Source organism: Arthrobacter sp. NPDC055585 (assembly GCF_053619115.1).
In genome coordinates this window covers 193,241-218,283 of sequence record NZ_JBSHIT010000006.1, presented here as the reverse complement: position 1 = coordinate 218,283, position 25,043 = coordinate 193,241, and the positions used below count along the sequence as shown (strand labels likewise).

25 protein-coding genes are annotated in these 25,043 nt (G+C 65.9%); 8 read left to right on the top strand and 17 right to left on the bottom strand.

Annotated features, from left to right (window positions below; all coding sequences use genetic code 11):
* The first annotated feature begins 275 nt into the window (after window positions 1-275).
* The 5 genes from ACWGQ2_RS12175 to ACWGQ2_RS12155 all read left to right on the top strand — a co-directional run bounded on the left by ACWGQ2_RS12175 (window position 276) and on the right by ACWGQ2_RS12155 (window position 4,599).
* Complete coding sequence (locus ACWGQ2_RS12175; RefSeq protein WP_452017593.1) at window positions 276-1,328, top strand: thiamine pyrophosphate-dependent enzyme; 1,053 nt, start codon at window positions 276-278, stop codon at window positions 1,326-1,328.
* Window positions 1,321-2,358: an alpha-ketoacid dehydrogenase subunit beta gene (locus ACWGQ2_RS12170; protein ID WP_452017591.1), complete on the top strand. Its 1,038-nt coding sequence runs from the start codon at window positions 1,321-1,323 to the stop codon at window positions 2,356-2,358. The genes ACWGQ2_RS12175 and ACWGQ2_RS12170 overlap by 8 nt, the downstream gene beginning before the upstream one ends.
* On the top strand, window positions 2,351-2,680 hold the full coding sequence (locus ACWGQ2_RS12165) for a biotin/lipoyl-containing protein (RefSeq protein WP_452017589.1): 330 nt from the start codon (window positions 2,351-2,353) through the stop codon (window positions 2,678-2,680). The genes ACWGQ2_RS12170 and ACWGQ2_RS12165 overlap by 8 nt, the downstream gene beginning before the upstream one ends.
* A 3-nt stretch (window positions 2,681-2,683) precedes the next feature.
* Window positions 2,684-3,484, top strand: coding sequence for an alpha/beta fold hydrolase (locus tag ACWGQ2_RS12160; RefSeq protein ID WP_452017587.1), 801 nt, complete (start codon window positions 2,684-2,686; stop codon window positions 3,482-3,484).
* A gap of 170 nt (window positions 3,485-3,654) precedes the next feature.
* A complete protein-coding gene (locus ACWGQ2_RS12155) occupies window positions 3,655-4,599 on the top strand; it encodes a serine/threonine-protein kinase (protein ID WP_452017585.1) in 945 nt (314 codons plus the stop codon).
* Window positions 4,600-4,631: 32 nt separating this feature from the next.
* Here the strand turns inward: ACWGQ2_RS12155 and ACWGQ2_RS12150 are convergent, their stop codons facing one another.
* The 9 genes from ACWGQ2_RS12150 to ACWGQ2_RS12110 all read right to left on the bottom strand — a co-directional run bounded on the left by ACWGQ2_RS12150 (window position 4,632) and on the right by ACWGQ2_RS12110 (window position 15,598).
* The gene (locus ACWGQ2_RS12150) at window positions 4,632-4,790 is read right to left on the bottom strand and encodes a hypothetical protein (protein WP_452017583.1); all 159 of its coding nucleotides are present in this window, start codon (window positions 4,788-4,790) and stop codon (window positions 4,632-4,634) included.
* Between the two features lie 150 nt (window positions 4,791-4,940).
* Window positions 4,941-5,819 carry an ABC transporter ATP-binding protein gene (locus ACWGQ2_RS12145; protein ID WP_452017581.1) on the bottom strand — a complete coding sequence of 293 codons (879 nt, stop codon included), beginning with the start codon at window positions 5,817-5,819 and terminating at the stop codon, window positions 4,941-4,943.
* Complete coding sequence (locus tag ACWGQ2_RS12140) at window positions 5,809-6,582, bottom strand: ABC transporter permease (protein ID WP_452017579.1); 774 nt, start codon at window positions 6,580-6,582, stop codon at window positions 5,809-5,811. Before ACWGQ2_RS12140 ends, ACWGQ2_RS12145 begins: the two co-directional genes overlap by 11 nt.
* Window positions 6,579-7,367 (bottom strand): ABC transporter permease, encoded by a 789-nt coding sequence (locus ACWGQ2_RS12135; protein ID WP_452017577.1) that lies wholly within the window; start codon window positions 7,365-7,367, stop codon window positions 6,579-6,581. The genes ACWGQ2_RS12140 and ACWGQ2_RS12135 overlap by 4 nt, the downstream gene beginning before the upstream one ends.
* Before the next feature lie 39 nt (window positions 7,368-7,406).
* On the bottom strand, window positions 7,407-8,393 hold the full coding sequence (locus tag ACWGQ2_RS12130) for an ABC transporter substrate-binding protein (RefSeq protein WP_452017575.1): 987 nt from the start codon (window positions 8,391-8,393) through the stop codon (window positions 7,407-7,409).
* Between the two features lie 264 nt (window positions 8,394-8,657).
* Complete coding sequence (locus ACWGQ2_RS12125) at window positions 8,658-9,983, bottom strand: MFS transporter (protein ID WP_452017573.1); 1,326 nt, start codon at window positions 9,981-9,983, stop codon at window positions 8,658-8,660.
* 167 nt (window positions 9,984-10,150) lie between these two features.
* Entirely contained in the window at window positions 10,151-13,321 is a 3,171-nt protein-coding gene (locus ACWGQ2_RS12120; protein WP_452017571.1) for an AAA family ATPase, read from the bottom strand.
* Complete coding sequence (locus ACWGQ2_RS12115) at window positions 13,318-14,484, bottom strand: exonuclease SbcCD subunit D (protein ID WP_452017569.1); 1,167 nt, start codon at window positions 14,482-14,484, stop codon at window positions 13,318-13,320. Before ACWGQ2_RS12115 ends, ACWGQ2_RS12120 begins: the two co-directional genes overlap by 4 nt.
* A gap of 109 nt (window positions 14,485-14,593) precedes the next feature.
* The gene (locus tag ACWGQ2_RS12110; protein ID WP_452017567.1) at window positions 14,594-15,598 is read right to left on the bottom strand and encodes an MIP/aquaporin family protein; all 1,005 of its coding nucleotides are present in this window, start codon (window positions 15,596-15,598) and stop codon (window positions 14,594-14,596) included.
* 152 nt (window positions 15,599-15,750) lie between these two features.
* Between ACWGQ2_RS12110 and ACWGQ2_RS12105 the strand changes: the two genes are divergently transcribed.
* Entirely contained in the window at window positions 15,751-16,872 is a 1,122-nt protein-coding gene (locus tag ACWGQ2_RS12105) for an ADP-ribosylglycohydrolase family protein (RefSeq protein ID WP_452017565.1), read from the top strand.
* A 24-nt stretch (window positions 16,873-16,896) separates the two neighbouring features.
* Here ACWGQ2_RS12105 and ACWGQ2_RS12100 read toward each other — a convergent pair whose 3' ends face one another.
* The 8 genes from ACWGQ2_RS12100 to clpS form a co-directional block, all read right to left on the bottom strand.
* Window positions 16,897-17,904 (bottom strand): exonuclease domain-containing protein, encoded by a 1,008-nt coding sequence (locus ACWGQ2_RS12100; RefSeq protein WP_452017563.1) that lies wholly within the window; start codon window positions 17,902-17,904, stop codon window positions 16,897-16,899.
* Between the two features lies 1 nt (window position 17,905).
* Window positions 17,906-18,592, bottom strand: a complete 687-nt coding sequence (locus ACWGQ2_RS12095) for a DedA family protein (protein ID WP_452017561.1) — start codon at window positions 18,590-18,592, stop codon at window positions 17,906-17,908.
* A 106-nt stretch (window positions 18,593-18,698) separates the two neighbouring features.
* A complete protein-coding gene (gene rdgB / locus ACWGQ2_RS12090) occupies window positions 18,699-19,340 on the bottom strand; it encodes an RdgB/HAM1 family non-canonical purine NTP pyrophosphatase (protein WP_452017559.1) in 642 nt (213 codons plus the stop codon).
* Window positions 19,337-20,092, bottom strand: a complete 756-nt coding sequence (rph, locus tag ACWGQ2_RS12085) for a ribonuclease PH (protein ID WP_452017557.1) — start codon at window positions 20,090-20,092, stop codon at window positions 19,337-19,339. Before rph ends, rdgB begins: the two co-directional genes overlap by 4 nt.
* Window positions 20,093-20,101: 9 nt before the next feature.
* Complete coding sequence (locus ACWGQ2_RS12080) at window positions 20,102-20,983, bottom strand: MBL fold metallo-hydrolase (protein WP_452017555.1); 882 nt, start codon at window positions 20,981-20,983, stop codon at window positions 20,102-20,104.
* Window positions 20,980-21,954 (bottom strand): glutamate racemase, encoded by a 975-nt coding sequence (murI, locus tag ACWGQ2_RS12075; RefSeq protein WP_452017553.1) that lies wholly within the window; start codon window positions 21,952-21,954, stop codon window positions 20,980-20,982. The genes ACWGQ2_RS12080 and murI overlap by 4 nt, the downstream gene beginning before the upstream one ends.
* A gap of 87 nt (window positions 21,955-22,041) precedes the next feature.
* Window positions 22,042-22,605 carry a DUF2017 domain-containing protein gene (locus tag ACWGQ2_RS12070; protein WP_452017551.1) on the bottom strand — a complete coding sequence of 188 codons (564 nt, stop codon included), beginning with the start codon at window positions 22,603-22,605 and terminating at the stop codon, window positions 22,042-22,044.
* A gap of 30 nt (window positions 22,606-22,635) precedes the next feature.
* Window positions 22,636-22,944 carry an ATP-dependent Clp protease adapter ClpS gene (gene clpS, locus ACWGQ2_RS12065; protein ID WP_452017549.1) on the bottom strand — a complete coding sequence of 103 codons (309 nt, stop codon included), beginning with the start codon at window positions 22,942-22,944 and terminating at the stop codon, window positions 22,636-22,638.
* A 90-nt stretch (window positions 22,945-23,034) separates the two neighbouring features.
* On the opposite strand from clpS, the gene ACWGQ2_RS12060 reads away from it, so the two are divergent.
* Together ACWGQ2_RS12060 and ACWGQ2_RS12055 are read left to right on the top strand one after the other, a co-directional pair.
* Window positions 23,035-24,369, top strand: a complete 1,335-nt coding sequence (locus tag ACWGQ2_RS12060; RefSeq protein WP_452017547.1) for a nicotinate phosphoribosyltransferase — start codon at window positions 23,035-23,037, stop codon at window positions 24,367-24,369.
* Entirely contained in the window at window positions 24,366-24,983 is a 618-nt protein-coding gene (locus ACWGQ2_RS12055; RefSeq protein WP_452017545.1) for a nicotinamidase, read from the top strand. The genes ACWGQ2_RS12060 and ACWGQ2_RS12055 overlap by 4 nt, the downstream gene beginning before the upstream one ends.
* The last annotated feature ends 60 nt before the right edge of the window (window positions 24,984-25,043 follow it).

Sequence of the window (25,043 nt, the reverse complement as noted above, 5' to 3'; positions counted from 1 at the left end):
TCAAAAACCGGTTACCCCAGACCATACCCGGAAATAAAATAAAAGCCAGTCCTGCGGCCGGTTTCTCCGTCACCGTCAGGCACAGCGCCGCATGGGCGCCGGGGCACCCCCGCGCAGAAGTGCCCGCCTCGGGACTGCCGCAGTTTCCGGGGGACCCTGGGGATACTAGGCAGTTTGTATAGGTAGTTGCCCGTATCAGTGCACGATCTGCACAGTATGTTCAGAGTCTTGCTAACTGTTTGCGGAGCAGGGTGACGCCGGTTACGTTTTGTCCCATGGACCTAGACACATCGAGCATCCCCGAGCTCACAGCCGAGGAACTGCGCCAGCTGTACAAACTGCTGATCAGTACCCGCGACCTCGACGTCGCAGCCGTGGCGTGGCAGCGGCAGGGCATTCTTCCGGGCTACGCCCCTGAACTGGGACAGGAGGCTGCCCAGGTAGGCAGCGCCTTCGCCCTGGACAGCTCACGCGACTTCGCCTTCCCCACCTACCGTGAGATGGGCGTCGCCCTGGCTCTCGGCGTCGACATGGTGGAGTACATGTCCACCCACAAGGCCAGCTGGCACGGCGGTCTCTACAACCCGGTCAGCACCCGGCTCGCGCCGATCCAGGCAGTGGTGGGCGGTTCAGTGCTGCACGCCGTCGGCTGGGCGCACGGCCAGCGGCTGGCTGCCGCTGAGACAGGCGCCGGAGACTCAGCGGCCGGCCTGCCCGCAGCCATTACCTACTTCGGCGACGGAGCCAGCTCCCAGGGCGACGTCCATGAAGCCATGAACTTCGCCGGTGTGCTGAAGGCTCCGGTGGTCTTCTTCGTACAGAACAACGGCTGGGCCATCTCCCTGCCCACCGAAGAACAGGTCGCAGGCGGTACCGTGGCAGCCCGTGCCGCAGGGTATGGCATGGCGTCGGTGACCGTGGACGGCAACGACGCCCCCGCCGTCGTGCGGGCAACCCGTGCCGCACTTGAGCACGCCCGTGCAGGAAAGGGCCCGGTACTCATTGAGGCGATGACCTACCGCCGCGGACCGCACTCCACCAGTGATGATCCGGGGCGTTACCGTACCCTCGACGAAGAACGGCGCGACGGCGGCGAAGACCCCGTGGCACGCCTGGCAGCACTGCTGCTGGAAACCGGAGCAGCCGACCAGGCATTCCTGGACGGCGCTGCCGCGGAGGCCAAGGCGCACACCGATGCCGTCCGCGAGGGCGTCCAGGCACTCCAGCCGCGTCCCGGACAGGAAATGTTCGACTTCGTCTTCGCTGAACCCACCGAAGAACTTAAGGCCCAGGCCCGTGCCTGGCGGGAGGAATCCGAGCATGTCTAGCCAACTGTCCGAAGGAGCACGCCCCATGGAGGCCGACTCCGCGGACACCGCCGAAACCATGTCCATGCAGGCAGCGCTCAACCGCGCGCTGGCCGAAATCCTGGCCGAAGATCCCAAGGCCGTAGTGCTTGGTGAGGACGTCGGGCGCCTGGGCGGCGTCTTCCGCATCACCGACGGCCTGCAGAAGCGCTTCGGTGCTGACAGGGTCTTTGACACTCCCCTGGCCGAATCGGGCATTCTGGGCATGTCTGTTGGGCTGGCCATGGCCGGCTTCCACCCGATTCCCGAAGTGCAGTTCGACGGCTTCGCCTACCCTGCCGTGAACCAGATCATCACCCAGCTGGCCCGCATGAATTACCGCAGCCGCGGCACCATGCCCATGCCGGTGACCCTGCGTGTACCGAGCTTCGGCGGCATCCGGGCACCGGAACACCATGGAGAATCCCTGGAAGCACTGTTCGCCCACGTTCCGGGCCTGAAAGTTGTGTCGCCGTCGAGCCCCCACCAGGCCTACCATCTGCTCAAGCACTCTGCCGCCCAGCCCGACCCGGTGATCTTTATGGAACCGAAGTCCCGCTACTGGCAGAAGGACACCGTTGACACCGCCGAACCGGGGACCTTGCAGGGGGCAAGGATTGTCCGGCCCGGCAAGCACCTGACCCTGGTGGCCTGGGGCGCCATGGTCGCCCGTTGCCTGCAGGTCGCCGAGCTGGCGGCCGAGGACGGAATCGACATAGAGGTGCTGGACCTGCGCTGGCTGAAGCCGATTGACGCCGAGGGCCTGGCTGCCTCGGTTTCAAAGACCCGGCGCGCCGTGGTGGTGCATGAAGCCCCGCTGACCGCCGGACTGGGGGCGGAAGTAGCCGCGCTCATCACGCAGCACTGTTTCGACACACTCAAGGCTCCGGTGGAGCGGGTCACCGGATTCGACGTACCGTATCCCTCGGGTGACCTGGAAGACGAATACATCCCGAACATTGACCGCATCCTTTTTGGGATCCAGCGAGTATTGGAGTACCGGCGTGGCTGAAATTTCCTTTCCCCTGCCCGACCTCGGCGAAGGCCTGATCGAAGCAACCGTCCTGGAATGGCTCGTGGCCCCGGGCGACCAGGTGGAACGCAACCAGCCGCTGGTGGAGGTGGAGACCTCCAAGTCCGCCGTTGAGCTGCCTTCCCCGCAGGCCGGCGTCGTTGCGCGGATCTACGGCGAAGCGGGCGAAAAAATCAACGTGGGCGAACCCCTGGTGGTGTTCGAAGTTCCTGATGACACCGCCGGAATCGTCGGCACCGTGCCGCAGGAAGCCGCTCCCCGCCGCCGGGTCCGGCTTTCGGCTGTGCTGGACGAGGACTAAAGGATGAGCGCTGGAATCGGCACTTCCCCCGCCCTGTACAGCGAAATCCACGAACCCGACGGCGGCAGCGCGCTTCGTCCGGTACTGGCCCTGCACGGGTTTGCTTCCTCTACGGAAATGAACTGGCAGTCAACGGGCTGGATTAGCGCACTGACCGGAGCCGGCCGGCGGGTCATCACCGTGGACCTCCCAGGGCACGGACGCAGCGACGCACCGCGGGACCGGGATGATTACTCACCGAGCCGCATCCGGGCCCGGCTGCTGGACCTGCTCTCCGACGCCGGCGTCCGCCCGCTGACTGAGGGTGATGCCTCCTCCGGTGTGGACGTGGTGGGCTACTCGCTGGGTTCGCGTCTGGCGTGGGAGCTGGGCGCCGCCGCTCCGCACCTGGTACACCGCATGGTGCTGGGCGGGCCCGGAGCCGGGGATCCGCTGGCTGACTTCGATCTGGCCGGGGCACGCAAGTTCCTCGCAGACGGGACCCCGCTTGCCGATCCCGTGAGTGCTGACCTGCTGCGGATGGCCCAGCTGGTGCCGAGCAATGACCTGGACGCGCTGCTCACGCTGATTGAGGCAATCAAGGAGGAGCCGTTCTCGCCGGAGACCGGTGTGCCGGCAATGCCGCTCCTGCTGGTGGCCGGGGAACAGGATGAACTGGCGGCTAGTGCACCCCGGCTCGCTTCACTCAACGGGCAGGCCGACCTGCTGATCCTGCCCGGGCGCAGGCATGCCAATGCCGTGACCTCCCGCGCTTTCAAGAACGCTGCGGTCGATTTCCTCGCCGGTGCCCCGCAGGACAGGTGAGGTCAAGACTTGGTTACGGGGGCCGGAAAAGGGGCGGTTAGGGTAAATCGGCAGGATAGGATTGGATAGTCAGTACAGTAAAACGAGATTACTAAGTGTGCTTTCGATTTATTTGTGCAGTATCCGTCCATGTTCCATCCCCGCAGTTCAACCCCTAAGTGAGGACGCCCGTGGACTTATTCCTGGGGCAGCGCTACCGCACCACCGACCTGATCGGCACCGGTGGCGCTGCTTCCGTGTACCGGGCGCTTGATGAGAACCTGGGCCGCGAAGTCGCCGTCAAGGTCTTCCGGCCGAGTGTCCAGGAAGACGACGACTACCGCCGCCAGCACACTGAGACTCTGCTGCTGGCGACCCTGAACCACCCGGGCCTGGTCACCCTGCTGGACGCAGGCCTGCATCATGAAGAGGACAGCCAGGTCCTGAACTACCTGGTCATGGAACTGGTGGACGGACCGGACCTGCGCCGGACCCTGAAGTCCGGCCCGCTTCCGGCGGTTTCGGTTGCTTCCCTTGGAGCCGATCTGGCTGATGCCCTGGCTTACGTCCATTCCAAGGGCGTCATTCACCGCGACGTGAAGCCTGCCAACATCCTGCTCTTCCCGCAGGAACACGACTCACGGCTGTACCCCAAGCTCACCGACTTCGGCATCGCCCGCCTGGTGGAGGCCACGGTCGCGACGGCCCACGGCGCTACGATCGGTACTGCCAACTATCTGAGCCCCGAGCAGGCGCAGGGCGGCACGGTAGCGCCGTCCACGGACATCTACTCCCTGGGCCTGGTGCTGCTGGAGTCCCTGACCGGCGAAAAAGCCTTCCCCGGCCCCATTGTGGAAGCTGCCGTGGCCCGGCTGCTCCGCGATCCCGAAATTCCTGAGTCACTGGGCAGCGAATGGGTGGAACTGCTGCGTGCCATGACCAACCGGCTGCCGGACGCCCGCCCCGCCGCCCACGAGGCAGCCGCGGCCCTGCGGCTGCTGGCGGCTGAACCGGAAGTGGCTGTGCCGCAGGCCGCAGAGAACGACGCCGACGCGGAAGAGGTGTGCACCGGGGGCGTGACCACCGGAAACATTTACATCCCTCTTCCGCCGGCGCACGCCCCCAGCCTGGGCTAGACCGGGCTTTTCAGCACAGTCGGCCCGCCGAGTCAGGAATCGGCGTCGGTGTCCTCTTCGGGTTCAAAGTTTGATGCGTCTTCGGTGCTGGCTGCCGCCACACCGTCACCTGAATCGGGGATGGTGCCTTCCGGCCCGGCGCCGCCGTTCTTGTCCTTCTCCTCCGGTGTTCCCTTGCCTGCATCAGTCATGACTTGTACTCCCCTTCGGTGGTTCATGGCACCCGGGCGGTGCCCGGGCACTGACTTTCGATACTAGGCCACCTGCGGCGCACAACACAGGTCCGGCCGGGTTCCTCCTCAAGGGAGCAACCCGGCCGGACCTGCGTGTTCTCAGTCTTCCTATGAGCTGGCCGGAGCTCCGTCGTGCGGAACCGTGGTCCGCGGTACGGCAGCTGTGGCGGCCGGAGCATTGCCCTTGTTCTGCTTGGCGATCTGGATCTGCTCATACACGTGGTTGCGCAGCTCCACGAACCTAGGCAGCGAACGGGTGGTGAGCTGGTCCCGCTGCTCCGGCAGATCAATCAAGATGTCTTCCTGCACCACCGTGGGTGAACTTGAAAGCACCACCACCCGCTCCCCCAGGTACACAGACTCATCGATGTCGTGCGTAACGAAGAGGATCGTCACCCCAAGCTTCTCCCAGACGCTGCGCACCAGATCTTCGAGGTCCGCGCGGGTCTGGGCGTCGACGGCGGCAAACGGCTCATCCATCAGCAGCACCTTGGGCTGGTACGCGACGGCGCGGGCGATCGCCACGCGCTGCTGCATACCGCCGGAGAGCTGCCACGGATAGCTGGTGGGTACATGCTCCAGCCCCACGGCTTCCAGGGCGTTATCCACCAGCTGGTTCCGCTCTGCCTTGGCGATGCCGGCGTTCTTCAGCGGCAGCTCAACGTTGCCGCGGACAGTCATCCAGGGAAAGAGGCTCCTGCCATATTCCTGGAAGACCACCGCCATGTCCTTGGGCGGCTCGGTCACCTTCTTTCCGGCCAGGATGACCTCACCGGAGGTGGGGGCCATGAGCCCGGCAATGATCTTCAGCAGCGTGGTCTTGCCGCTGCCTGAGGGACCCACCAGGCAAACGAGTTCTCCGGGCCGCAGGTCGAAGGTCAGGTTGCGGACAGCTTCGATCTCCCCGGCATCCACCTTGTAGATCTTCTGGACGCCCCGGACCGACAGCAGCGGCTGGATCTGGCCCTCGGTGGGATTACTCTGCATGTTCTACCTCTCTCAAACCGTGGTACCAGCCGAGAATGCGGCGCTCGGACCACTGGAACAAAAATGACATGGCGACACCGATCAGGCCGAGCACCACAATGCCGCTCCACATTTCGGGAATGGCGAAGGACCGCTGGAACTGGACAATGGTGAAGCCCAGGCCCTCGGAGGACGCGAACATCTCCGAGATGACCATAAGGATCAGGCCGATTGACAGGCACTGGCGCACGCCGGCCATGATCTGCGGGCTGGCACTGGGCAGCACCAGGTACCGCAGCCGGGCGAAGCCGCTGATCCGGAAAGTGCGGGCGGAATCGCTCAGCACACCGTCGACGGCCCGGACGCCTTCAATGGTGTTCAGCAGGACCGGCCAGACGCAGCCGGAGACGATCACGGCGATCTTCATCTGGTCATTGATGCCGATCAGGAGCATCAGCACCGGAATCAGCACCGGCGGCGGAATGGCCCGGAAGAATTCCAGCACCGGCTCCAGCAGGCTGCGCAGCCAGCGGGTTGTGCCTACCAGAATGCCCAGACCGGCACCCAGGACGATCGCCAGTGCGATGCCTGTGACCAGCCGGATGAGGCTGGGCAGCACGTCTGTCATAAAACGGTCCCAGGTCCAGACCGTCACGAATTTTTCAACCAGTGTGCCTGGTTTGGGAACAAAGAAGTTGGTGCTGCCCTGCGTGCTGATCCACCAGATGAAGATCAGCAGTGCCGGGAGCCCGACGAGGTAACCGGCTTTCTTGAGCGTGTTCATACCACGACCTCCCCGCGGACCGAGCTGTGCCAGGACAGGGTGCGGCGTTCAATGACCCGCATGCCCATGTTGATCAGGATGCCCAGCACGCCGGTGGTCAGGACCAGCGCGTACATCTGGGCGATCGCACCGCCGGACTGGGCGTTGGCAATCTCTTTCCCCAGTCCCGGCGAGCCGATGATCAGGCTGGCGGTGATCGCAAGGATAAGCGCGACGGCGGCCGCGAGCCGGACTCCGGTCATCAGGTAGGGAAGGGTGGTTGGCCACACGACGTAGCGGATCCGTGCCAGGCGGCCCAGTCCGAAGCTCTTGGCAGTGTTGTTGGCGACGGGATCCACGTCCGCCACTCCGTAGAGGACCTGGATCAGCACCTGCCAGAAGGAGGCGTAGACCACCAGCAGCAGGGTGGACTCGATCCGGAAGCCGAACAGCAGCACTGCCAGCGGGATGAGTGCCACAGACGGGATGGGCCGCAGGAACTCGATTGTTGAGTTTGTGGCTTTGCGCAGGAAGGGGCTGGAGCCAATGACCAGGCCCAGAACCACCGCGGCGACGGTGGCGATGAGCAGACCCAGGAACCAGCCGGTCATGGTGTCCGCGACCGCTTTCCAGAAGGCACCGAGGCCCAGGTTGTTGATAAAGACGCCCAGCACCTCACTGGCGGGCGGCAGGAATCGTGGGTTGACCACTCCGAGCCGGGGAATCAGTTCCCAGGTGAGCAGGAACCCGAGGATTCCTGCCAGTCCCAGCAACGGCCCCGCGGGGAGTCGTTTGGCGGATTTCATATGCTCTCGTTCTTCTCGAACCGGGCGGAAGGCGCGGTGTTAGTCCTGTGCAGGCAGCATGGCGTTCAGGTCAGGGGCCTTGGACAGCGTTCCGTAGCTGGCAGCGGCCTCGCCGAGTATGGTCAGGCCCTCGCGGTCAAAGTCCGCGTGGAAGGCAGGCAGCACCATCTTGGCGCGCATTTCTTCGTCGATCTTGGTGTAGGTGCCCACGATCTCCCGGACGGCCTCGGGGTTCTCCTGCGCGTACTCCAGCGACTTCTTCATGGCCCGGGTGAACTGCTCCACGGTCTCCGGGTTCTCCCCGATGTACGAGGAGGTCGTGAAGTATCCGCTGATGTCCAGGCTCGGGTGTGTTTCGGCGAAGTTGTAGGCGATAACCCGTGCGCCGTTTTCAACGGTCTGGGTGAGGAACGGGTCCAGGATCCAGGCGGCGTCCACCTGGCCGGATTCGATAGCGGCCGGAGCGTCAGGGAACGGGACCTCCACGAATTTGATGCTCTCGTGGTCGCCCCCGGCGTTCTCCACCAGCTTCCTGATCGTGGTGTCACCAATGTTGGACAGGTTGTTGACGGAGACGGTCTTACCGGCCAGATCTGCCGCATCCTGGATGTCGGAATCCGCCGGAACGACGACGGCACCAAAGTCCGAGGAGGTGTCCCCTGTTGTTGAATTGCCGTTGGAGACCAGCTCAATCCCCAGGCCCTTGTCATTGGCCACCATGACCGAGACAACGTTGCCGAAGGCAAAATCGAAGTCGCCGCTGACCACACCGGGAACGGCGGCAGCCCCGCCGGTGGTGGTCTGGATGTCCAGGTCCAGGCCTTCAGCTTCAAAGAAACCCTGCTCTTTGCCCAGCCAGATGGGCGCCGTGTCCACAATGGGCATGATTCCCACGGAGAGGGTGGTCAGTCCGGAGGTAGCTTCGGCACCGGAAGTGCTGTCGTCCCCGGAAAGAGATCCGCCTCCACAGGCACTAAGGGAAAGAGCCGCTGCAGCGGCGAGGAGGACGGGGGCATTGCGTTTCACGTAGAGCGCTCCTTGTACGGTGGAAACCCGCGAAGACGGTCGCAGGCTCAGAGCTTCAGCCAGCTACGAAACACAGGGAACGAGTCCCCAAAAACCGTTGAGGTTTTCATGTTGTTCGTATGTTGAACAAAAGTTCTTCAGGTAAACGCTATGAAATACGTCACTCTGCGTCAAGGAAAAGTGTGATTGGCAACACAATCGAGACCCGCATGGGTAATGTTACCGGCGCCGGGAAGCACCGGTGTGCAGGGCCTGGCGCGCGGGCTATGCTGTTCGGTTTGCGGAACGGCGCACGGCAGCCGCGGACGCCAGACCCAGGAGCAGCAGAGACAGGGCTGCGCCGGCGCTAACAAGGAAGGCTGCGGGGTGTCCGTACGCCTCCGCCAGCGGTCCGGCGAGGCCCGAGCCGACGGCTGTGCCTGCCACGGTTCCGCTCGCGAGCAGGGTCATAAAAGTGCCCATAAGGTGCTTTGGCGCCAGTTCAGCACCAATGCCGAAGATGCTGACCATGGTCGGCCCCACAGGAATACCCAGCAGGAACAGAACTGCCAGCATGCCGGGGATGCCGGACGGCACCAGAAGCAGAAGTGCCGCTGCCGTCATCGCGGCGGCAGAGACCACCCAGCGGGCGGACTGGCTGAAACGCTGGGGCCAGAAGGCTACGGACAGGGCGGCGGCGGCCGAGCTGATTCCCATGATGGAGTACAGCAGTCCCGCGGCATCGGCGGCGCCGAAGGAGCCGCCAAAGGCGGCAAGGGATGCCTGGGTGGCCCCGAAGAAGGTGCCCATCGCCACCATGCCAAGCACCGGCAGCGCCAGCAGCCCCCAGGAGGCGTCCTTGCGCTGTGCCTGGTCCCGGGGCGGCCGGGGGGTATTTTTGGCCCGGCGCGGTGCGGGCACCACAAGTGCGGCGGACTTGTGGAAGGCAAACGCACTGACCATGGACGCTGACAGTACAGCTGCCAGGGCCAGCGGGAGCCAGGGCGTGACTGCTGCTGCAAGCAGGCCCACAAGGGCCGGCCCCAGCACGAAGCTCAGCTCGTCGGCCATGCTTTCATAGGACAGGGCAGTGCCCATCTCCTTGCCGGTTCGATCCCTGGCTGTCAGCGCCATCCAGCGCACTCGTGCCAGCGGACCCACCTGGGGGCCGGTGGCTCCCATGCCGAAGGCTGCTGCCAGGACGGCAGCCAGCGTGCCGCCGTCGGGCAGCTGCCCTGCGGTAAGGATTGTAGCGATGATCAGAAGCGGGTTGGCGACGGCGGCCCCCAGCAGGACGGGCCGCTGCCCAATGCGGTCAGCCAGGTAGCCCAGGGCGGGACCGCCGAGGGCAGAGCCCACACCAACGGCGCCGGCCGCAAAACCGCCCTGTGCATAGGAACCGGTGATGCTGGTGACCAGTGTCAGGGCTCCGATAGTGAGCATCGCCAGCGGAAGGCGGGCCAGGAAGGCCACGGAGAAGAAGGCCGGCCCGGCCAGTTCAAGGATGCGGCCGTAGCGTCCCTTGGCCGGCGGAGCAGGTGCAGTAGTTCCGGAGTTGGCTGCTGTGCCGCTGTCGCGGGCGGACTGCTGGTCAGTGGAAAAAGGTTTCATGCTGTACTCAGTTCACGCAAAAACGCGCATCGTCCCTCCTCCCGATGCGCCCGACCCGGCTACATGCCGATCCTACCCCGGCGGCGCCGGCGCCGGAGGCGCTGCTCGCTGACGGCGTACAAGCCCTCCCAGACGATGCCGCGAAGAGGAACGTTGGCAGGATTCCCCTACGCCGGCAGCGCTTCGGCGGCGCGGTAGCTGACGGTCGAGCCGTTGCGGCCCCTCGTGATCTGGAGCTGGGCACCGATGCGCTGTTTCATCTCAGCCACGTGGCTGACCAGGCCCACCACACGGCCGCCGTCACGCAGCCCTTCCAGGGCATCCATCACCTGTTCCAGGGCTTCCTCGTCCAGGCTTCCGAATCCCTCGTCGACAAACAGCGTTTCCATGCTGGTGCCGCCCGATTCCTGCTGGACAACGTCCGCCAGGCCCAGGGCCAGCGCCAGGGAGGCCATAAAGGACTCGCCTCCGGAGAGGGTCGAGGTGTCGCGGCGCACGCCGGTCCAGTCGTCAATGACGTGCAGGCCCAGTCCGGCCCTGCGGTTACCGGAGCGGGAATCATCGTGCACCAGTGCGTAGCGTCCGGCCGTCATTGCGGCCAGCCGCTCAGTTGCGGCCGCCGCGACCTGCTCCAGGCGCGCGGCCAGGACGTACGTGCTCAGGGCCATGCGGTAGTTGTTCTCGCCGTGGCCCCGTGCAGTGTCGCTGACGGACTGGAGGAGCTCACAGCGGCTTTGCAGCGGTTCCATCTCTGCCTCTGCCTCCGCGAGCCGTGCCGCAAGGCCGGCAAGCGTGTCTGCTGACCCTTCCAGCAGCCCGATCTGCACAGCCGCATCGGAAACAGCCTGCCGGGCGGCGTCAGCAGCTTCGGCAGCTTCGGCTATGTCCTCCTCGTCAGGCGTGGCCTCAGGCACACCGTCGCTGTCGAGAGAGGCAAGGGCATCCTCGTCTTCGCGCCGCATCGCCAGGCGGGCTGCCTGCGCGTCGAGTGCTTCAAGCTCTGCACGCAGTCCGTCTGCTTCCGCCCCGGGCAGCAGAGCCGCCCGCGCAGCCCCGGCATCCGTGAAACCGGTTCCCGCGAGGGCGTCCTCGAGGGCGTGTTCAGCCTCTGTCTGGAAGCTCTCCGCCTGCCGGGCCGTCTGCAGCGCTGTCCTGGCCATGGCGGTGAGGCGGCGTACGCGCTCCAGCAGGTCGAGCCGTGCTGAGAGTGCTGCCGGGTCGGAAAGATCCCCGGAACCCCTGCGGCCCAGCTCTGCGGTTTCCTCTGCGGCGGCGCCGGCGCGTGCCTGCGCCTGTGCCGCGTCCTGGAGCAGACGCGACCGTGTCTGCTCCAGCCGGGTCAGTTCGGCCTCGATGCGCTGAAGCCGCTCTTCAGCCTCCCTGAGCCCGGCGGCAGCTTCTTCCGCGGCACGCAGGTCTTCCTGCGCCTGCTCACCGGCCAGGCGGGCCTGCTCCGGATCGGATTCTCCTCCCTGCACACGCAGCGCAGACACTGTGGAAGTGTCCGCTTCCGCTGCGGCGCGGGCTGTTTCCCACTCCTTTTCAGCAGCACTGGTTGCCGCCCGTGCCGCCGCTTCCTCCTCACGCGTCACGAACTGCTGGTCCTCCGGCAGCGGCGCCGGGGCCGGATGGGTTGTGCTGCCGCATACGGGACAGTCCTGGCCCGGTTCAAGGGAGGCCGCCAGTTCCGCAGCCGCCTGGTCCAGGCGCAGCTGCAGCAGGTCCTGCCAGTTCCCCCGTGCGTCCTGATACGCCTCGCGGGCCTGTGCTGCCTGTTCGGCCGAAGCCGACGCCGCGGTCCGTGCCGCCCGGTAGTCCCGGATGACTTCCTGGATTCTGGCTGCGTCCTGGATACGGCGCCGGGCAGCGTCCATTGCCGCTGCCCCGGAGCGCAGTCCGGGCAGTGAGGCACGCAGGGTGTCCTGCTCGTTCCGAAGGTCCGAGGCCGCGTCCTCCGCCGCATCTGCTTCGCTGCGGAGCTGCGCTTCCCGGGACAGCTCCCGGCTTTCAAGCTGAGCCAGTTCTGCGGCACGTTCCGAGTCCGCCAGGGCGTTCTCGGCAGCGGAGAATTCCTTTGCGGTCCGTTCTTCCAGCACGGCAAGTGTGTCTGGACCGGGAAGCTCCCCGTCCTGCACCGCCACGGCAGTCGAATCCCCCGGGATAAGGTCCTGCAGGCCTGCCGTACCGGCGGCATCGCCCAGCTCCTCAAGAGCGCTGCGTGCCGCCGCACCGGCCCGCCGGCACCCCAGCTCCGCTGAGGACAATGCCTCGAGGTAACCTTTGAGGCCCTCCGCCCGTAGGTGGGACTCCAGCGCAGCCCGCCTGGGGAGGCTGGCGGCGTGCCGGAGCGCGTGTTCGCGTTCCTCAGCCTCGAGCTGAAGCCGGGCGAGCCCGCGCGCGCGGCGCGCTTCAAGCTTGTGCAGGAGATCTTCAGCCTGCGTGAACATGGTGTTCCTGGCCGCCTGTTCCTCACGCAGGGACAAAAGCCGGGCGGTGACCCCCGCGCGGACAGCGGCGAGCCATTCCGAGCCTTCCTCAGCGGGCGCCTGCAGGGCAGCCTCGGTGTCAGTTTGACCCTGCGCGTCCGTCCCGGGGCTCTGTTCCTGCTCAGCGGCAGCGAGCCGGCCGCTGCCGTCTGAACCGCCCAGCAGCCGGGCACAGCGTTCAACTTCACTCCGTGCCTGGGCACGCAGAAGCTCCGCAGCAGCCTGCGCCACGGACAACTCCGACTTCACGGCATCGAGCTCGGACTTGAGCTGGCTTTCGATCTCCTCGTAGCGCCAGGTCCCGAACAGCCGCTGCAGCAGCTCCGCCCTGGACGTGGCGTCTGCCCGCAGAAAGGCAGCGAAATCACCCTGGGGAAGCATAACCACGCGCGTGAACTGCTCGCGGCTCATCCCTAGCAGTTCCTGGATCTCCCCCGCTGCTTCATCGTTGCGGGCAGTCTTCTGGACCCATTCCCCCTGAACCAGCTCGCTGAGCAGCGTGCGTGCCTGCTCAGTCACCGTGCCGGTGGCGCTTCCGGCGCGCTTGGCCGGGCGCTCCCACTGCGGGCTGCGGATGACCCTGAACCGCCGGTCCCCCGCGCTGAAGTCCAGCAGGACCTCGGGTGCCACTCCGGGGGCAGCGTGGTCGCTGCGCAGCTTCCTGGCCTCCTGGCGGGCGCCAGGAACGGATCCGTAGAGGGCGAAGCAAATAGCATCCAGCACACTGGTCTTCCCGGCGCCGGTTGGTCCGTTCAGCAGGAAGAGTCCCTGCGCACCCAGCTCGTCGAAGTCGATCTGCTCGCGGCCGGCAAAGGGACCGAAGGCCTGCATTTCCAGGCGGTGGATCCTCATTTGACCACCTCCGCCGCGTTCACCGTCCGGAGCACTTCGGCGAAGAGCTCTTTCTCTTCCGGCGACGCTTCCCTCGAGCGCACATGGTCAAGGAATCCGCAGCAGACATCGAGGTCGTCCGTGGCACGGGCCAGGCGGCGGCTGTAGCTCTCGTTCACTCCCCGCGATCCGGACGCCGGCTCGAAGGACAGCACCAGGGTGTCCGGGAAACGGGTACGGATCTGTTCCATGGCCTTGGCAGGACGGCTGTCATCCGTGAGGGTGACCTGGCACCAGGCATCTTCTGCCTCGGAATGTGCCGGATCTGCCAGCAGTTCCTGGAGCGTTCCGCGAAGCACTGCCAGCCGTTTGGGCGCCGTCCACGGAACGGGAGTGACTTGCTCCAGTCCCGCAGGGCCGAGTTCCACCAGCAGCCCGCCCTTGGACTGCCGTGCTTCAGAGAATGAGTAGGCCAGCGGAGAGCCGCTGTACCAGACGTTCGGGGCCAGCTCCTGGCGTCCGTGCAGATGTCCCAGCGCAGCGTAGGTAAAGGAACTGAACAGGTCCAGCGGAACAGCTCCAACGCCGCCCACTGACAGATCCCGTTCGCTGTCCGAGGTGATGCCGCCGGAAGCAAATGTATGTGCCATGACCACCGGAAGCACAGGATTTCCGGCCTCTTCGCGCTCCTGTACATCCTGCCGGATGCGCCGCACTGCTTCACCGAGGACACCGGCGTGGTTTGCGGGAATGTCTGCGCCAAGTCCGGGGGCGGCAAGGCGCGGTTCCAGGTAGGGAATCCCGTACACGGCAACCGTGGCTGTCCCCGCCGGCATCAGCACGGGCGAGGTGATGGCTTCGATGCCGGTTCGAAGGTGCACCCCGCCCTGCTCAAAGATGCGTCCGCCGAAGCCCAGCCGTGCGGCGGAATCGTGGTTGCCGCTGGTCAGGATCACTCGTGCGCCTGCAGCGGTGATTCCTGCCAGCGCCTCATCCAGCAACCGCACCACATCCACGCCCGGCAGGGCGCGGTCGTACACGTCGCCGGAGATCAGGACCGCATCAACCTGCTCCGTGCGGACGGTGTCCAGCAGCTGGTCCAGGAAGGAGCGCTGGGCCTGCAGCATTCCCACGCCATGGAAGGAACGGCCCAGATGCCAGTCGGATGTGTGCAGGATTCGCATATCAATAAAACTACCGCCCGCCGGTGACACCGCAGATTTCCCCGGCAGGCGTGCCGGTACTGCAGTGCCGCCGGCGGGCGGTCAGTCAGGCGGCTGGGCCGCCCGGGGCTCAGGCCTGGGGGCTGCCCGGGGCCGTGCCGCTGTTCGGCTCGTCGCCGGAATCCGTGTCTCTGGGAGCCGAATCCGCGGCGGAGGAACCGTCGGCGTCGAAGAACCCGCGAGCGTCGGCGTCGTCGGCAGCGGTGCGGGCCGGACGTGCGCTCTCGGCGGCAGGCGCGCCGGTGCCGGCTGATGCGGCCGGGAGTTCATCGTCGTCTTCTTCGAACTCCTCTTCAATAACCACGGCTGCGCCGGGGGCTGCGAAGTCGAGGCTGCGGTAGATCAGCCCGGTGATCGCGGCGCCGAGCAGCGGAGCGAGCCAGAAGAGCCAAAGCTGTTCCAGGGCCCAGGGCTCGGCAAAGACGGCAACGGCCGTGGAGCGGGCGGGGTTGATGGAACCGCCGGTGATGGGCACCAGGAACGTCAGCAGCGCAGCGTAGGTGACACCTGTGGCAAAGGCGCCCGCAGCAGCGGAAAGCCGGGTTCCGGCACCGAGGAAGACGGCCGTGAGCAGCGCCGCGGCAATGACTTCCGTGAGCAGTGCCCCGGCCAGCGGGAACTGCGTGGCGGAGTGCTCGCCGAAGCCGTTGGCAACAGCGGCGAAGAAGGGCTGGGTCTCCGGAATCTGCGGGTGTCCGGTCATTGAAACCCAGAGGATCAGGGCAGCGAACAGCGCACCAACCAGCTGAGCAACGATGTAGGGCAGGACAGATTTCCAGGGCGTACGTCCGGCCAGTGCGCTGCCGAGCGTGATGGTCGGCAGGAAGTGGCCGCCGGAAATGTAGCCGAAGGCAATGATCGCCGCGGCCAGCACCAGGCCGAATGCCAGCGGAGCGGACAGTCCGCCGGAGGGATTAAAGAAGGAGACGCCCAGGCCTGCCAGCACCAGCAGGAAGGAACCCGCCGCTTCTGCGATGCTGCGGCCCAGCAGTCCGTAGGACCGCAGGGACGTAATCATGGTTCCCTCGTCCGCTGCGGCGCGCGCGCCGGCTGGGTATTGTGGCTCTGCTCTCATGTGGGGAGTCATTCCTATCAGTTGGTGTAGAACGGGTATCGCGGACGGCACCAGCACCCTGGGTGCCCGGCGCCGCACAAACAGCCCAGCCTTCCACCGCTTCCTGTGAGCCTGCTGGGTGCGCACTGAGCATACACTCGCGGCCGCGGAGGATGAGCTGGTCTCGGGCGACCTATGCTGGAGAGGTGACTAATTCCGCTTCCCTGCCGCAGGTTGATCCCGAAGTTTTTGCGTCCAAGGTCCGCGCGTGCCTGCTGGGCGGCGCCCTAGGCGACGCGCTGGGCTATGCGGTGGAGTTCGATTCCCTCGACGGCATCCGGGCCCGCTACGGAGCCGGAGGCCTGACAGACTTCCGTCAGCTGGACCGCCCTGCTCCTGTCTCCGATGACACCCAGATGACCCTCTATACCGTTGACGGGCTGGTTGAAGTCCTGCAGTGGGCCAACGACGGCGTTGGTGCCGATGAGACCGCCTGCCTTTGGCTGGCGTATCTGCGCTGGCTGAAGACCCAGGGTGAAGCACTCCCGGCCAACGCTCCGGACCAGCCGGCCCGCTGGATCGATGCCCAGGAAGTGCTCCACCACCGCCGGGCGCCCGGCAACGCCTGCCTGTCCGGTCTGCTCACCGGCGAGATGGGCACAAAGTCCAGGCCCGTGAACGCGGAATCGAAAGGCTGCGGCACGGTGATGCGCTCGGCCCCGTTCGGCCTGCTCCCCTATGTAGCCGCTGACACGGTGTACAAGTTCAGTGCCGACGGCGCTGCCCTGACCCACGGACACTCCTCCGCGCTGCACAGTGCCGCGGTGTTCAGCGCTCTGATCCACGATCTTCTGCCGGCCGGGGCCCGCTTGGAAGATGCTGCGTCAGCTGCGGTGGAACGTGCCGCTGCCTCCGGTGTGCCCGAGCTCTCCGAACGCCTGGAAGCTGCCGTGTCCCTGGCCGCGGAAGACCTCGCCGGGACCTCGGAGCCATCCGCAGCACGCATGAAACAGGCGCTCGGGGAAGGGTGGGTGGCGGAAGAAGCTCTGGCGATAGGGCTGTACGCAGCCCTGGCAACGGCAGCGGCGCACAAGCCGGAAGAACACTTCCGCCGGGCAATCGCGCTGGCCGTGAACCACGACGGCGACAGCGACTCAACGGCCTCGGTGGCCGGCAACATCCTTGGCGTCCTGTACGGCACCGAAGCCCTCCCGGATCAGTGGCTGGAAGCGATCGATGCCCGCGAAACGGTGGAACAGATGGCGGACTCGCTGCTGGCCGTCACGGTGGGCTGAGCGGCAGCATGCGCGGCCGGCGGCCTACTGGCTCCCGGCCGGCCAGCTACCGCCGATCATCTGAAGAAACTCAGCTTCGGAGAGCACTTCAATCTTCTGCCCGCGGTCGTGCAGTTCCAGGACCCGGCGGGCCTTGCCTGTGACCCGCCCGTTGCGCAGGTCCCCGGCTTCGAAGCCGTCACCGACCACCAGGACAGTGGTGGCGCGGGTGACGTTGCTGGCCGTCCGCGCGCCGAGCTCCGCGGCACGTTCCTTGGCGTTCTGGCGCGGCATGCCCAGATTCCCGGTGAAGACCACAGTTTGTCCGTAGAGTGGATGCCCGGGCCGTGCAGCCGGGTTCGGCGGCGGATTAATCCCCTCCGACGGCCAGCCGGTGAAGGATGATACCGCTGCGGCAGCAGTCCCGGTGCCGCGTTCCAGGGCGTCCCGGGTGGCCTTGGACATCGGGTCGATCCCGGGCCGGTAGGCAGGTGCATGGTTGGGGCGCAGGCCCTGCCGGGCGAAATACTCCGCCACGCTTCCTGCCCCGGACCGGGCAACAATGTCCACGAGGATTCCGGCACAGGCCCGCGCATCGGCCGTCGCGTCGTGGTGGTTCTCCAGCGGGACACCGGCGGCCTCTGCCACAAACGGCAGCGAATGTGAGGGCAGGGAATAGGTCCTGCGGGAGAGCACCACAGTGCAGGCGTAGTCATACGCCGGTCCGGGCAGTCCGGAGACTTCAAGGGCGGAACGGATCACGCCCAGGTCAAACGCTGCATTGTGCGCCACCAGCAGGTCCTCGCCGATGAAGGCTCCGATTTCGGGAAACAGCTCACCGAACCGGGGCCTGCCTGCTACCTGGTGCGCCTCGATGCCGTGAATACGGATGTTGCGCCGGTCAAAGTAGTCGTGCCCTTCAGGCGGGCGCATCAGCCAGGAGGCTTCCTCCACGATCCGGCCGCCGCGGACCTTGCTCAGGCCTACTGAGCAGGGCGAGCCGCGGAAACCGTTGGCTGTTTCAAAGTCAATGGAGGTGAAGTCGACTCCCACGTCAGGACTCTTCAGCCGCGCGCTGGGCCTTCCTCCGCCGGTAGGCACGGATCTTGCTGGTCACGTACCAGACCGCTGCGATGAGCACCGCCGCGATCACGATCTTCTGGAAGATCCCGGCGTATTCCTCAACAATGTGCCAGCTCTCGCCCAGGAAATAGCCGGAGAACACAAAGATGCTGTTCCAGATGAGGCTGCCCGCAGTGGTCAGGCCCAAAAACTTGAGCATGGGCATCTTCTCGATACCCGCCGGAATGGAGATCAGGGAACGGAAGATGGGGATCATCCGCCCGAAGAACACGGCCTTGTAGCCGTGCTTCATAAACCAGGCTTCAACCTTGTCCACGTCCTCGATATCAACCAGCGGGACCTTCTCCACGATGGCGCGCATGCGGTCCCTGCCCAGCCAGGCGCCAAGTCCGTAGAGTGCCCAGGCGCCGAAGACGGAGCCGAGGGTGGTCCAGATCAGCGCCTCGACGATGGAGAAGTTGCCCTGGCTCGCCGCGAAGCCGGCCAGCGGCAGGATTACTTCGCTGGGCAGGGGCGGGAACAGGTTTTCCAGTGCAATAGCCAGTCCGGCGCCGGGAGCGCCAATGGCCTCCATGATGTCCACGGCCCACTGGGCAATCCCTCCCAGGGCCGATTCGGAGCTGGCGGGGTCAACTGAGGCGCTGGTCAGGATACTCATATCGGAACCAATTGTGCCCTACTCCCCCGCCGGGCAAGAACGAACCGGTCTGCCCCGGAGCGGCGCCGCAAGGATCGCCGGCGCCGCTGCGTGGCCTAATTCACTCTCAGCTGGCGCCGGCTGAACCGTCCAGGACCCGGATGACGGCGGGGAGCAGGGCGCGGAACGCCTGTCCCCGGTGGCTGATGGCATTCTTCTCTGCGCCGGTGAGCTCCGCGCAGCTGCGTGTCTCGCCCGCCGGCTGCAGGATCGGGTCATAGCCGAAGCCGCCTGCGCCGCGGGGCTCAGAGAGCAGGGTGCCGCGCAGTTCACCGAGTTCCACTGTTTCTCCCCCGCCGGGCACTGCCAGGGCCGCAGCGCAGATGAACGCTGCGCCGCGGTGCTCTGATCCGATATCCGCCAGCTGGGCGAGGAGCAGGTCCAGGTTCGCCTGGTCGTTTCCGTGGGCTCCGGACCACCGGGCGGAGAAGATGCCCGGTGCGCCGCCCAGGACATCAACGGCCAGTCCGGAGTCGTCCGCAATAGCGGGAAGCCCTGTCGCCTCGGCCACCGCACGAGCCTTCAGCAGCGAGTTTTCCTCGAAGGTGACGCCGGTTTCCGGTACATCCGGCACTCCGGCTGTTTCGGCGTCGATCACCTGGGTGTCGACGTCGAGCCCTTCGATCCGGCCGCGGAGCAGTTCACGCAGTTCCTTAAGTTTCCCGGCATTGCGGGTAGCCAGCACAAGCCGTGGTGCGGGCGCGTTCACGAAGCCGCCAGGGTTTGCCGCTGGATCTCTGCGAGCTGTGAGGTGCCCAGCAGCGCCAGGTCCAGCAGGGCGTCCAGCTCGGCGCGGTCGAAGGGCGCGCCTTCGGCGGTGCCCTGGACCTCAACGAACTTGCCGCTTCCGGTGACCACCACATTCATGTCGGTTTCCGCCCGGACGTCTTCCACGTAGGGCAGGTCCAGCATCGGCACGCCGTCGATGATTCCCACGCTGACGGCGGCCACGGTGTCCAGCAGCGGTTCGGCGCTGCGTGCCACCAGCTTGTTCTCTTTGGCCCATGCCAGTGCGTCCGCCAGTGCCACATAGGCACCGGTGATCGCGGCGGTGCGCGTTCCGCCGTCGGCCTGCAGGACGTCGCAGTCCAGGACCACGGTGTTCTCGCCGAGGGCACGGGTATCGATGACCGAGCGCAGTGAGCGCCCAATCAGGCGGGAGATTTCGTGCGTACGACCACCGATCTTTCCCTTGACCGATTCACGGTCGTTGCGGGTGTTGGTGGCGCGGGGAAGCATGGCGTATTCGGCGGTGACCCAGCCCTTGCCGTCACCCTTGAGCCAGCGCGGCACGCCGGGGGTCAGCGAGGCGGTGCAGAGCACCCGGGTGTTGCCGAATTCGATCAGTGCCGATCCTTCGGCCTGGCTGGACCAGCCGCGGGTGATGCTGATGGTGCGGAGCTGGTCGGGGGTGCGGCCGTCGGTGCGCAGGGCAGGCGAAGAATTCGGAACTGTAGTCATGGGGCCAGTCTATCGGCCGTGTACCGGCCGCCCCTGGGCCGGGTGTCCCCGTACTTCGCTGCCGTTCACTGCCAGCGGCGGCGCGAAGTCCGTGCCGACGTCGTAGGAGACGCCGGCGACGGCGACGGCCAGGCCGCCGGAATAGGTCTCCCGTGCTTCGGCGACTGCAGTGTTCGCGTCGTTCCACACCGGAAGGTGGGTGAGCAGCAGGCGGCGGGCCCCGGCCTCGGTGGCGGCTGCCCCTGCCCGCTTGCCGGTCAGGTGCACGCCGGTGATGGCGTCGTCGCGGCCTTCATGGAAAGCCGCTTCACAGAGGAACACATCAGTGTTCCGGGCAGCCTCGACCAGCCCGGGGCAGGAATCCGTGTCTCCGGAGTAGGCCAGTGTCCGCACCCTTCGGGTTCCGTCCCCGGCCGGCTCAACAGCCTCCACACGCAGTGCGTACGCCTCTTCGGCCGGGTGTGCAACGGGGTACGGGGTAACGGTGAAAGGACCAATGTGCACCGGTTCACCCGCGGTCCAGTTCATGAACTCGAAGTCCTCATGCATGCCCGGTTCCGGGTCCAGTCCATAGGCAACCGCAATCCGGTCCGCCGTCGCAGCGGGCCCGTAGACCTTGACGCGGTCCCGTCCCCAGCCGCTGGGGTCCCAGTGGACGGCCACGTGCAGGCCGCACAGGTCCATAAAGTGGTCCGGATGCAGGTGGGTGATCAGCACGGCATCAATGTCCTTGATGTCCATGTAGCGCTGCAGCGTACCCAGTGAACCGTTGCCCAGGTCCAGCAGGATGCGCCAGTCCCGTTCGCCGTCGTTGGCTGTCACAAGGTAGCAGGAGGCAGGCGAAGCCGGTCCCGGAAAGGAACCGGAGCATCCTACGATTGTCAGTTTCATCGGGCACCGTTCCCCAGGGCAGCGCCGGTGGCCGGCAGTCCGGCCTGCGCGCGTGCAGCGGCAATCATTTCGGGTGTGATCCGGGCCAGAACCCCGGTGGGATAGCGTGCCGCCACTGAGTCCGCATGCTCAACCCGCAGTACTTCGGGCCCGAGGAAGCGCCGTGCCAGCAGTTCGAAGGACGCGGCGTCCCCGGTGGCCACAAAACGGTGCCTGGGCGGAGTTCCCGCCGCGCGGGCCAGTCCGTGGGTGAGCAGCGCCTTGTATACGTCCTTGGCGGTTTCCTCCGCGCTGGAGACGAGGGTGACGTCCTCGCCCATGACGTAGGAGATCACGCCGGTGAGCAGCGGGTAATGCGTACAGCCGAGCACCAGGGTGTCCACTCCGCGTTCCTTCAGCGGCGTGAGGTAGCCAACGGCAGCCTCCACGACTTCTTTGCCTGCGGTAACGCCTGCCTCCACGTACTCAACGAACGCGGGACAGGCCACCGAGGACACGCTCAGGTGCGGGGCTGCGGCAAAGGTGTCGTCATACGCCCGGGATCCGACTGTGGCTTCGGTGCCGATAACCCCGATGCGTCCGGTCCGGGTTGCCGCGACCGCCCTGCGGACCGCGGGCTGGATGACTTCAATGACGGGAATGCCGTAACGGCCGGTGTAGCGCTCCCGGGCATCGCGCAGGACAGCGGCGGAGGCAGAGTTGCAGGCGATCACCAGGAGTTTGACCCCGGCGTCCACCAGTTCGTCCATCACACCCAGGGCGTAGGCCCGTACATCGGCAATGGGCAGCGGACCGTAGGGCCCGTGCGCGGTGTCTCCAACATAAAGAATCGATTCATTCGGCAGCTGGTCAATGACGGCGCGGGCAACCGTCAGGCCACCCACTCCCGAATCGAAAATGCCGATCGGTGCGTCGGTGGTCTTCGGCAGGTCGTCCTTCAGCGGTGAAGTACCCGAATGGTCAGAGCTCATGATGTATCGACAATAGTCCCCGTCCCGGACAGGGTGCACTTGGTGGCCCGTGGTCTTGGTCACAGCAGCACTCCGCCGGAAGCAGGATCAGCGGCGGGGAAGGCCGTCCAGCAGCGCCTTCATCAGGGTTTCCTGCAGCCAGGTGACGAAGTTGTACACCAGGGCCAGGTACTGGTCCACGTCCTGCGCATCACCGGGTTCGGTGATGTCATGCAGCGCCTCGGCGTCCGCGTCAGTCTCCAGCCCCAGCCGGGAACCGAGGACCAGACGGACATCATTGAGCGCCTGGGCGAAGTGCCTGGCCGAGTCGTTGTCCAAGTGCAGCGGACTGGCCTCCAGGGCCAGGGACGCCGCCCGCAGGGCGCCGATCTTCCCCTCCCGCAGGGAGCGCTCGGTGAGCCGCCGGAATTCCAGGGCATCGGCGTCGTTCTCCGCAACCGCGTTGGGAAGCAGCCGCAGCAGAGCGGGATCCTCCGGGGCTTCGGCGCTGGTGTCCAGCCCCACCATGGCGGCCAGCGGATCCTCAGAGGCCGGGGTCGGCGGTTCCAGCATGGTGATGATGTCGGCAAACAGCCCGCGCAGCAGGGAACGCTCGCCCGGCTCCAGCTGGGCGGTGATGCCTTTGCGGGTGAGCTTGAATCCGGTAGCCAAGAAGGACCTTTCCTCTGTGGTGTGCGGCCGTTAGGCCTGGTCGGCTTTCTGGAACGTTGCCCAGAGACCGTAGGAGTGCATGGCCAGCGTGTGCCGTTCGGCTTCTTCACGCGGGCCGGTAGCCACCACGGACTTGCCGTCATTGTGGACCTGGAGCATGAGCTGGTTCGCTTTCGCTTCCGAATAACCGAAATAACTCTGGAAGACGTAGCTGACGTAGCTCATCAGGTTCACCGGGTCATTCCACACGATCACGACCCAGGGCACGTCGGTGGCGGTTTCCCCTGCTGTCAGTGAGTCGGTCTGGGTCCCGGTGTCCGGGAGGGTGGCTACGCTCATGCTGCCAATTGTAGTTTGGTGCGCACTGCCTGCAGTCCGCATGATGGCGGGTGCGGCGCGGGCCGGGGACGGCGGGTTAGAGTTTTGGGTGTGAACGCTACCACCGCGTGGCAGCAGCCAAATGCTGCCCTGTACACCGACCACTACGAACTGACCATGCTGCAGGCTGCCCTGCACTCCGGCACGGCCGAACGTCGCTCAGTGTTCGAGGCCTTTGCCCGCAAACTTCCGGACGGCAGGCGCTACGGCATCGTCGCCGGCACCGGCCGGCTCCTCGAAGCGCTGGAGAACTTCCGCTTCGAGGAACCGCAGCTGAACTTCCTGGCCGCCAACGGCGTCGTGGACGACCGCACGCTGGACTGGCTCGCCGACTTCCGTTTCTCCGGCACCATCACCGGCTACGCCGAAGGAGACGTGTATTTCCCCGGTTCCCCGATCCTGCAGGTTGAATCCAGCTTCGGCGAGGCCTGCATCCTTGAAACCCTGATCCTTTCGGTGCTGAACCATGACAGCGCCATCGCCTCCGCTGCCTCGAGGATGACCAGCGCCGCCGGCGGACGTCCGTGCATCGAAATGGGTTCACGGCGCACCCATGAGGAAGCCGCCGTCGCAGCGGCCCGCGCGGCCGTCATCGCCGGTTTCGACAGCACGTCCAATCTGGAGGCCGGGCTGAGGTACGGAATCAAGACGGTTGGAACCGCTGCGCATTCCTTCACCCTGCTGCATGATTCAGAAGTTGATGCGTTCACGGCCCAGACCGCCTCGCTGGGACTGAACACGTCCCTGCTGGTGGATACCTACGACGTCGAGCAGGGCGTACGCAACGCCGTCGCCGTCGCGGGCCAGAAGCTGGGCGGGGTGCGGCTGGATTCCGGTGACCTGGTTGCGCAGGCCCAGTGGGTCCGTGAGCTGCTGGACGACCTCGGCAATACCTCAACCCGCATCATGGTGACCTCGGACCTGGATGAATATGCGATCGCGGCCCTGGGCTCCGCTCCCGTGGATGCCTACGGCGTCGGCACCTCGCTGGTGACCGGCTCAGGTGCGCCTACGGCGGGACTGGTTTACAAGCTTGTCAGCCGCGAAGGCACCGACGGAAACTTCGTTTCCGTGGCCAAGGCAGCCAAGAACAAGGCTTCGCTGGGTGGCCACAAATACGCCATGCGCCGGCTCAACGAGCGCGGCCGGGCGGTGGCCGAGGCAGTGGGCGTTGGCGCCCTGCCCAAGAATGACGGCAATGACCGTGAGCTGCTTGAAACGTTCGTCGCCGACGGCGTGGTGCAGTCCGGCTGGACGGGACCGGACGCCGTAAACCGGGCCCGTGCCCGCCATGACGCTTCGCTGCTTGAACTGCCGGCGGCCGCTTACCGCCTGCAGCGCGGAGAGCCCGTGATCCCAACCGAATTCGAGGAGGAAACCCGATGACCCGTGCACTGATTGTGGTTGACGTCCAGAACGACTTCTGCGAAGGCGGCTCCCTGGCCGTTCCCGGCGGAAACGATGCCGCGGCGGAAATCAGCGACTACATCGAAACGTCCCGGGACAGGTACGCGGCAGTCGTGGCCACCCAGGACTGGCACATTGAACCGGGCAGCCACTTCTCCGACAATCCGAACTTCCGGGATTCCTGGCCGGTGCACTGTGTGGCTGGAACCCACGGTGCAGCACTGAACCCGGACCTGGACACGGAGTTCATTGACGCCTACTTCCGCAAGGGCCAGTACGAGGCCGCGTACTCCGGTTTTGAGGGCCTGCTCGCCCCGGACGTGGAGGTTCCCCTGGGTGATCCCGACGCCGAGCCTGCGCCGGACGAGGACGCCGTCAGCCTGGATGACTGGCTGCGGGACAACGGCGTGGATGAAGTGGTGATCGTTGGCCTGGCCACCGACTACTGCGTCAAGGCCACAGCTCTGGACGCAATCGCTGCCGGGTACAACACGGCAGTCATTCCCGAACTCTGCCGGGGTCTGGACCGGGTTGACGTCCGTGCCGCCCTGGACGAGCTGGAAGACGCCGGCGTCGAGCTCCTGGATCTCTAGCTCTTCCTCCCCTCCCTCATCGAGATTACAGAAACTGCCCGTATCAGGCCTGATACGGGC

Coding starts and splice junctions, on each gene's coding strand:
- ACWGQ2_RS12125 (WP_452017573.1), bottom strand. CDS start 9,983: ATGAAACCTTTTTCCACTGACCAGCAGTCCGCCCGCGACAGCGGCACA.
- ACWGQ2_RS12105 (WP_452017565.1), top strand. CDS start 15,751: ATGAGCTGGTCTCGGGCGACCTATGCTGGAGAGGTGACTAATTCCGCT.
- murI (WP_452017553.1), bottom strand. CDS start 21,954: ATGAGCTCTGACCATTCGGGTACTTCACCGCTGAAGGACGACCTGCCG.
- ACWGQ2_RS12175 (WP_452017593.1), top strand. CDS start 276: ATGGACCTAGACACATCGAGCATCCCCGAGCTCACAGCCGAGGAACTG.
- ACWGQ2_RS12110 (WP_452017567.1), bottom strand. CDS start 15,598: ATGAGAGCAGAGCCACAATACCCAGCCGGCGCGCGCGCCGCAGCGGAC.
- ACWGQ2_RS12120 (WP_452017571.1), bottom strand. CDS start 13,321: ATGAGGATCCACCGCCTGGAAATGCAGGCCTTCGGTCCCTTTGCCGGC.
- ACWGQ2_RS12150 (WP_452017583.1), bottom strand. CDS start 4,790: ATGACTGATGCAGGCAAGGGAACACCGGAGGAGAAGGACAAGAACGGC.
- rph (WP_452017557.1), bottom strand. CDS start 20,092: ATGACTACAGTTCCGAATTCTTCGCCTGCCCTGCGCACCGACGGCCGC.
- ACWGQ2_RS12145 (WP_452017581.1), bottom strand. CDS start 5,819: ATGCAGAGTAATCCCACCGAGGGCCAGATCCAGCCGCTGCTGTCGGTC.
- ACWGQ2_RS12160 (WP_452017587.1), top strand. CDS start 2,684: ATGAGCGCTGGAATCGGCACTTCCCCCGCCCTGTACAGCGAAATCCAC.
- ACWGQ2_RS12095 (WP_452017561.1), bottom strand. CDS start 18,592: ATGAGTATCCTGACCAGCGCCTCAGTTGACCCCGCCAGCTCCGAATCG.
- clpS (WP_452017549.1), bottom strand. CDS start 22,944: ATGAGCGTAGCCACCCTCCCGGACACCGGGACCCAGACCGACTCACTG.
- ACWGQ2_RS12055 (WP_452017545.1), top strand. CDS start 24,366: ATGACCCGTGCACTGATTGTGGTTGACGTCCAGAACGACTTCTGCGAA.
- ACWGQ2_RS12140 (WP_452017579.1), bottom strand. CDS start 6,582: ATGAACACGCTCAAGAAAGCCGGTTACCTCGTCGGGCTCCCGGCACTG.
- ACWGQ2_RS12115 (WP_452017569.1), bottom strand. CDS start 14,484: ATGCGAATCCTGCACACATCCGACTGGCATCTGGGCCGTTCCTTCCAT.
- ACWGQ2_RS12170 (WP_452017591.1), top strand. CDS start 1,321: ATGTCTAGCCAACTGTCCGAAGGAGCACGCCCCATGGAGGCCGACTCC.
- ACWGQ2_RS12080 (WP_452017555.1), bottom strand. CDS start 20,983: ATGAAACTGACAATCGTAGGATGCTCCGGTTCCTTTCCGGGACCGGCT.
- ACWGQ2_RS12135 (WP_452017577.1), bottom strand. CDS start 7,367: ATGAAATCCGCCAAACGACTCCCCGCGGGGCCGTTGCTGGGACTGGCA.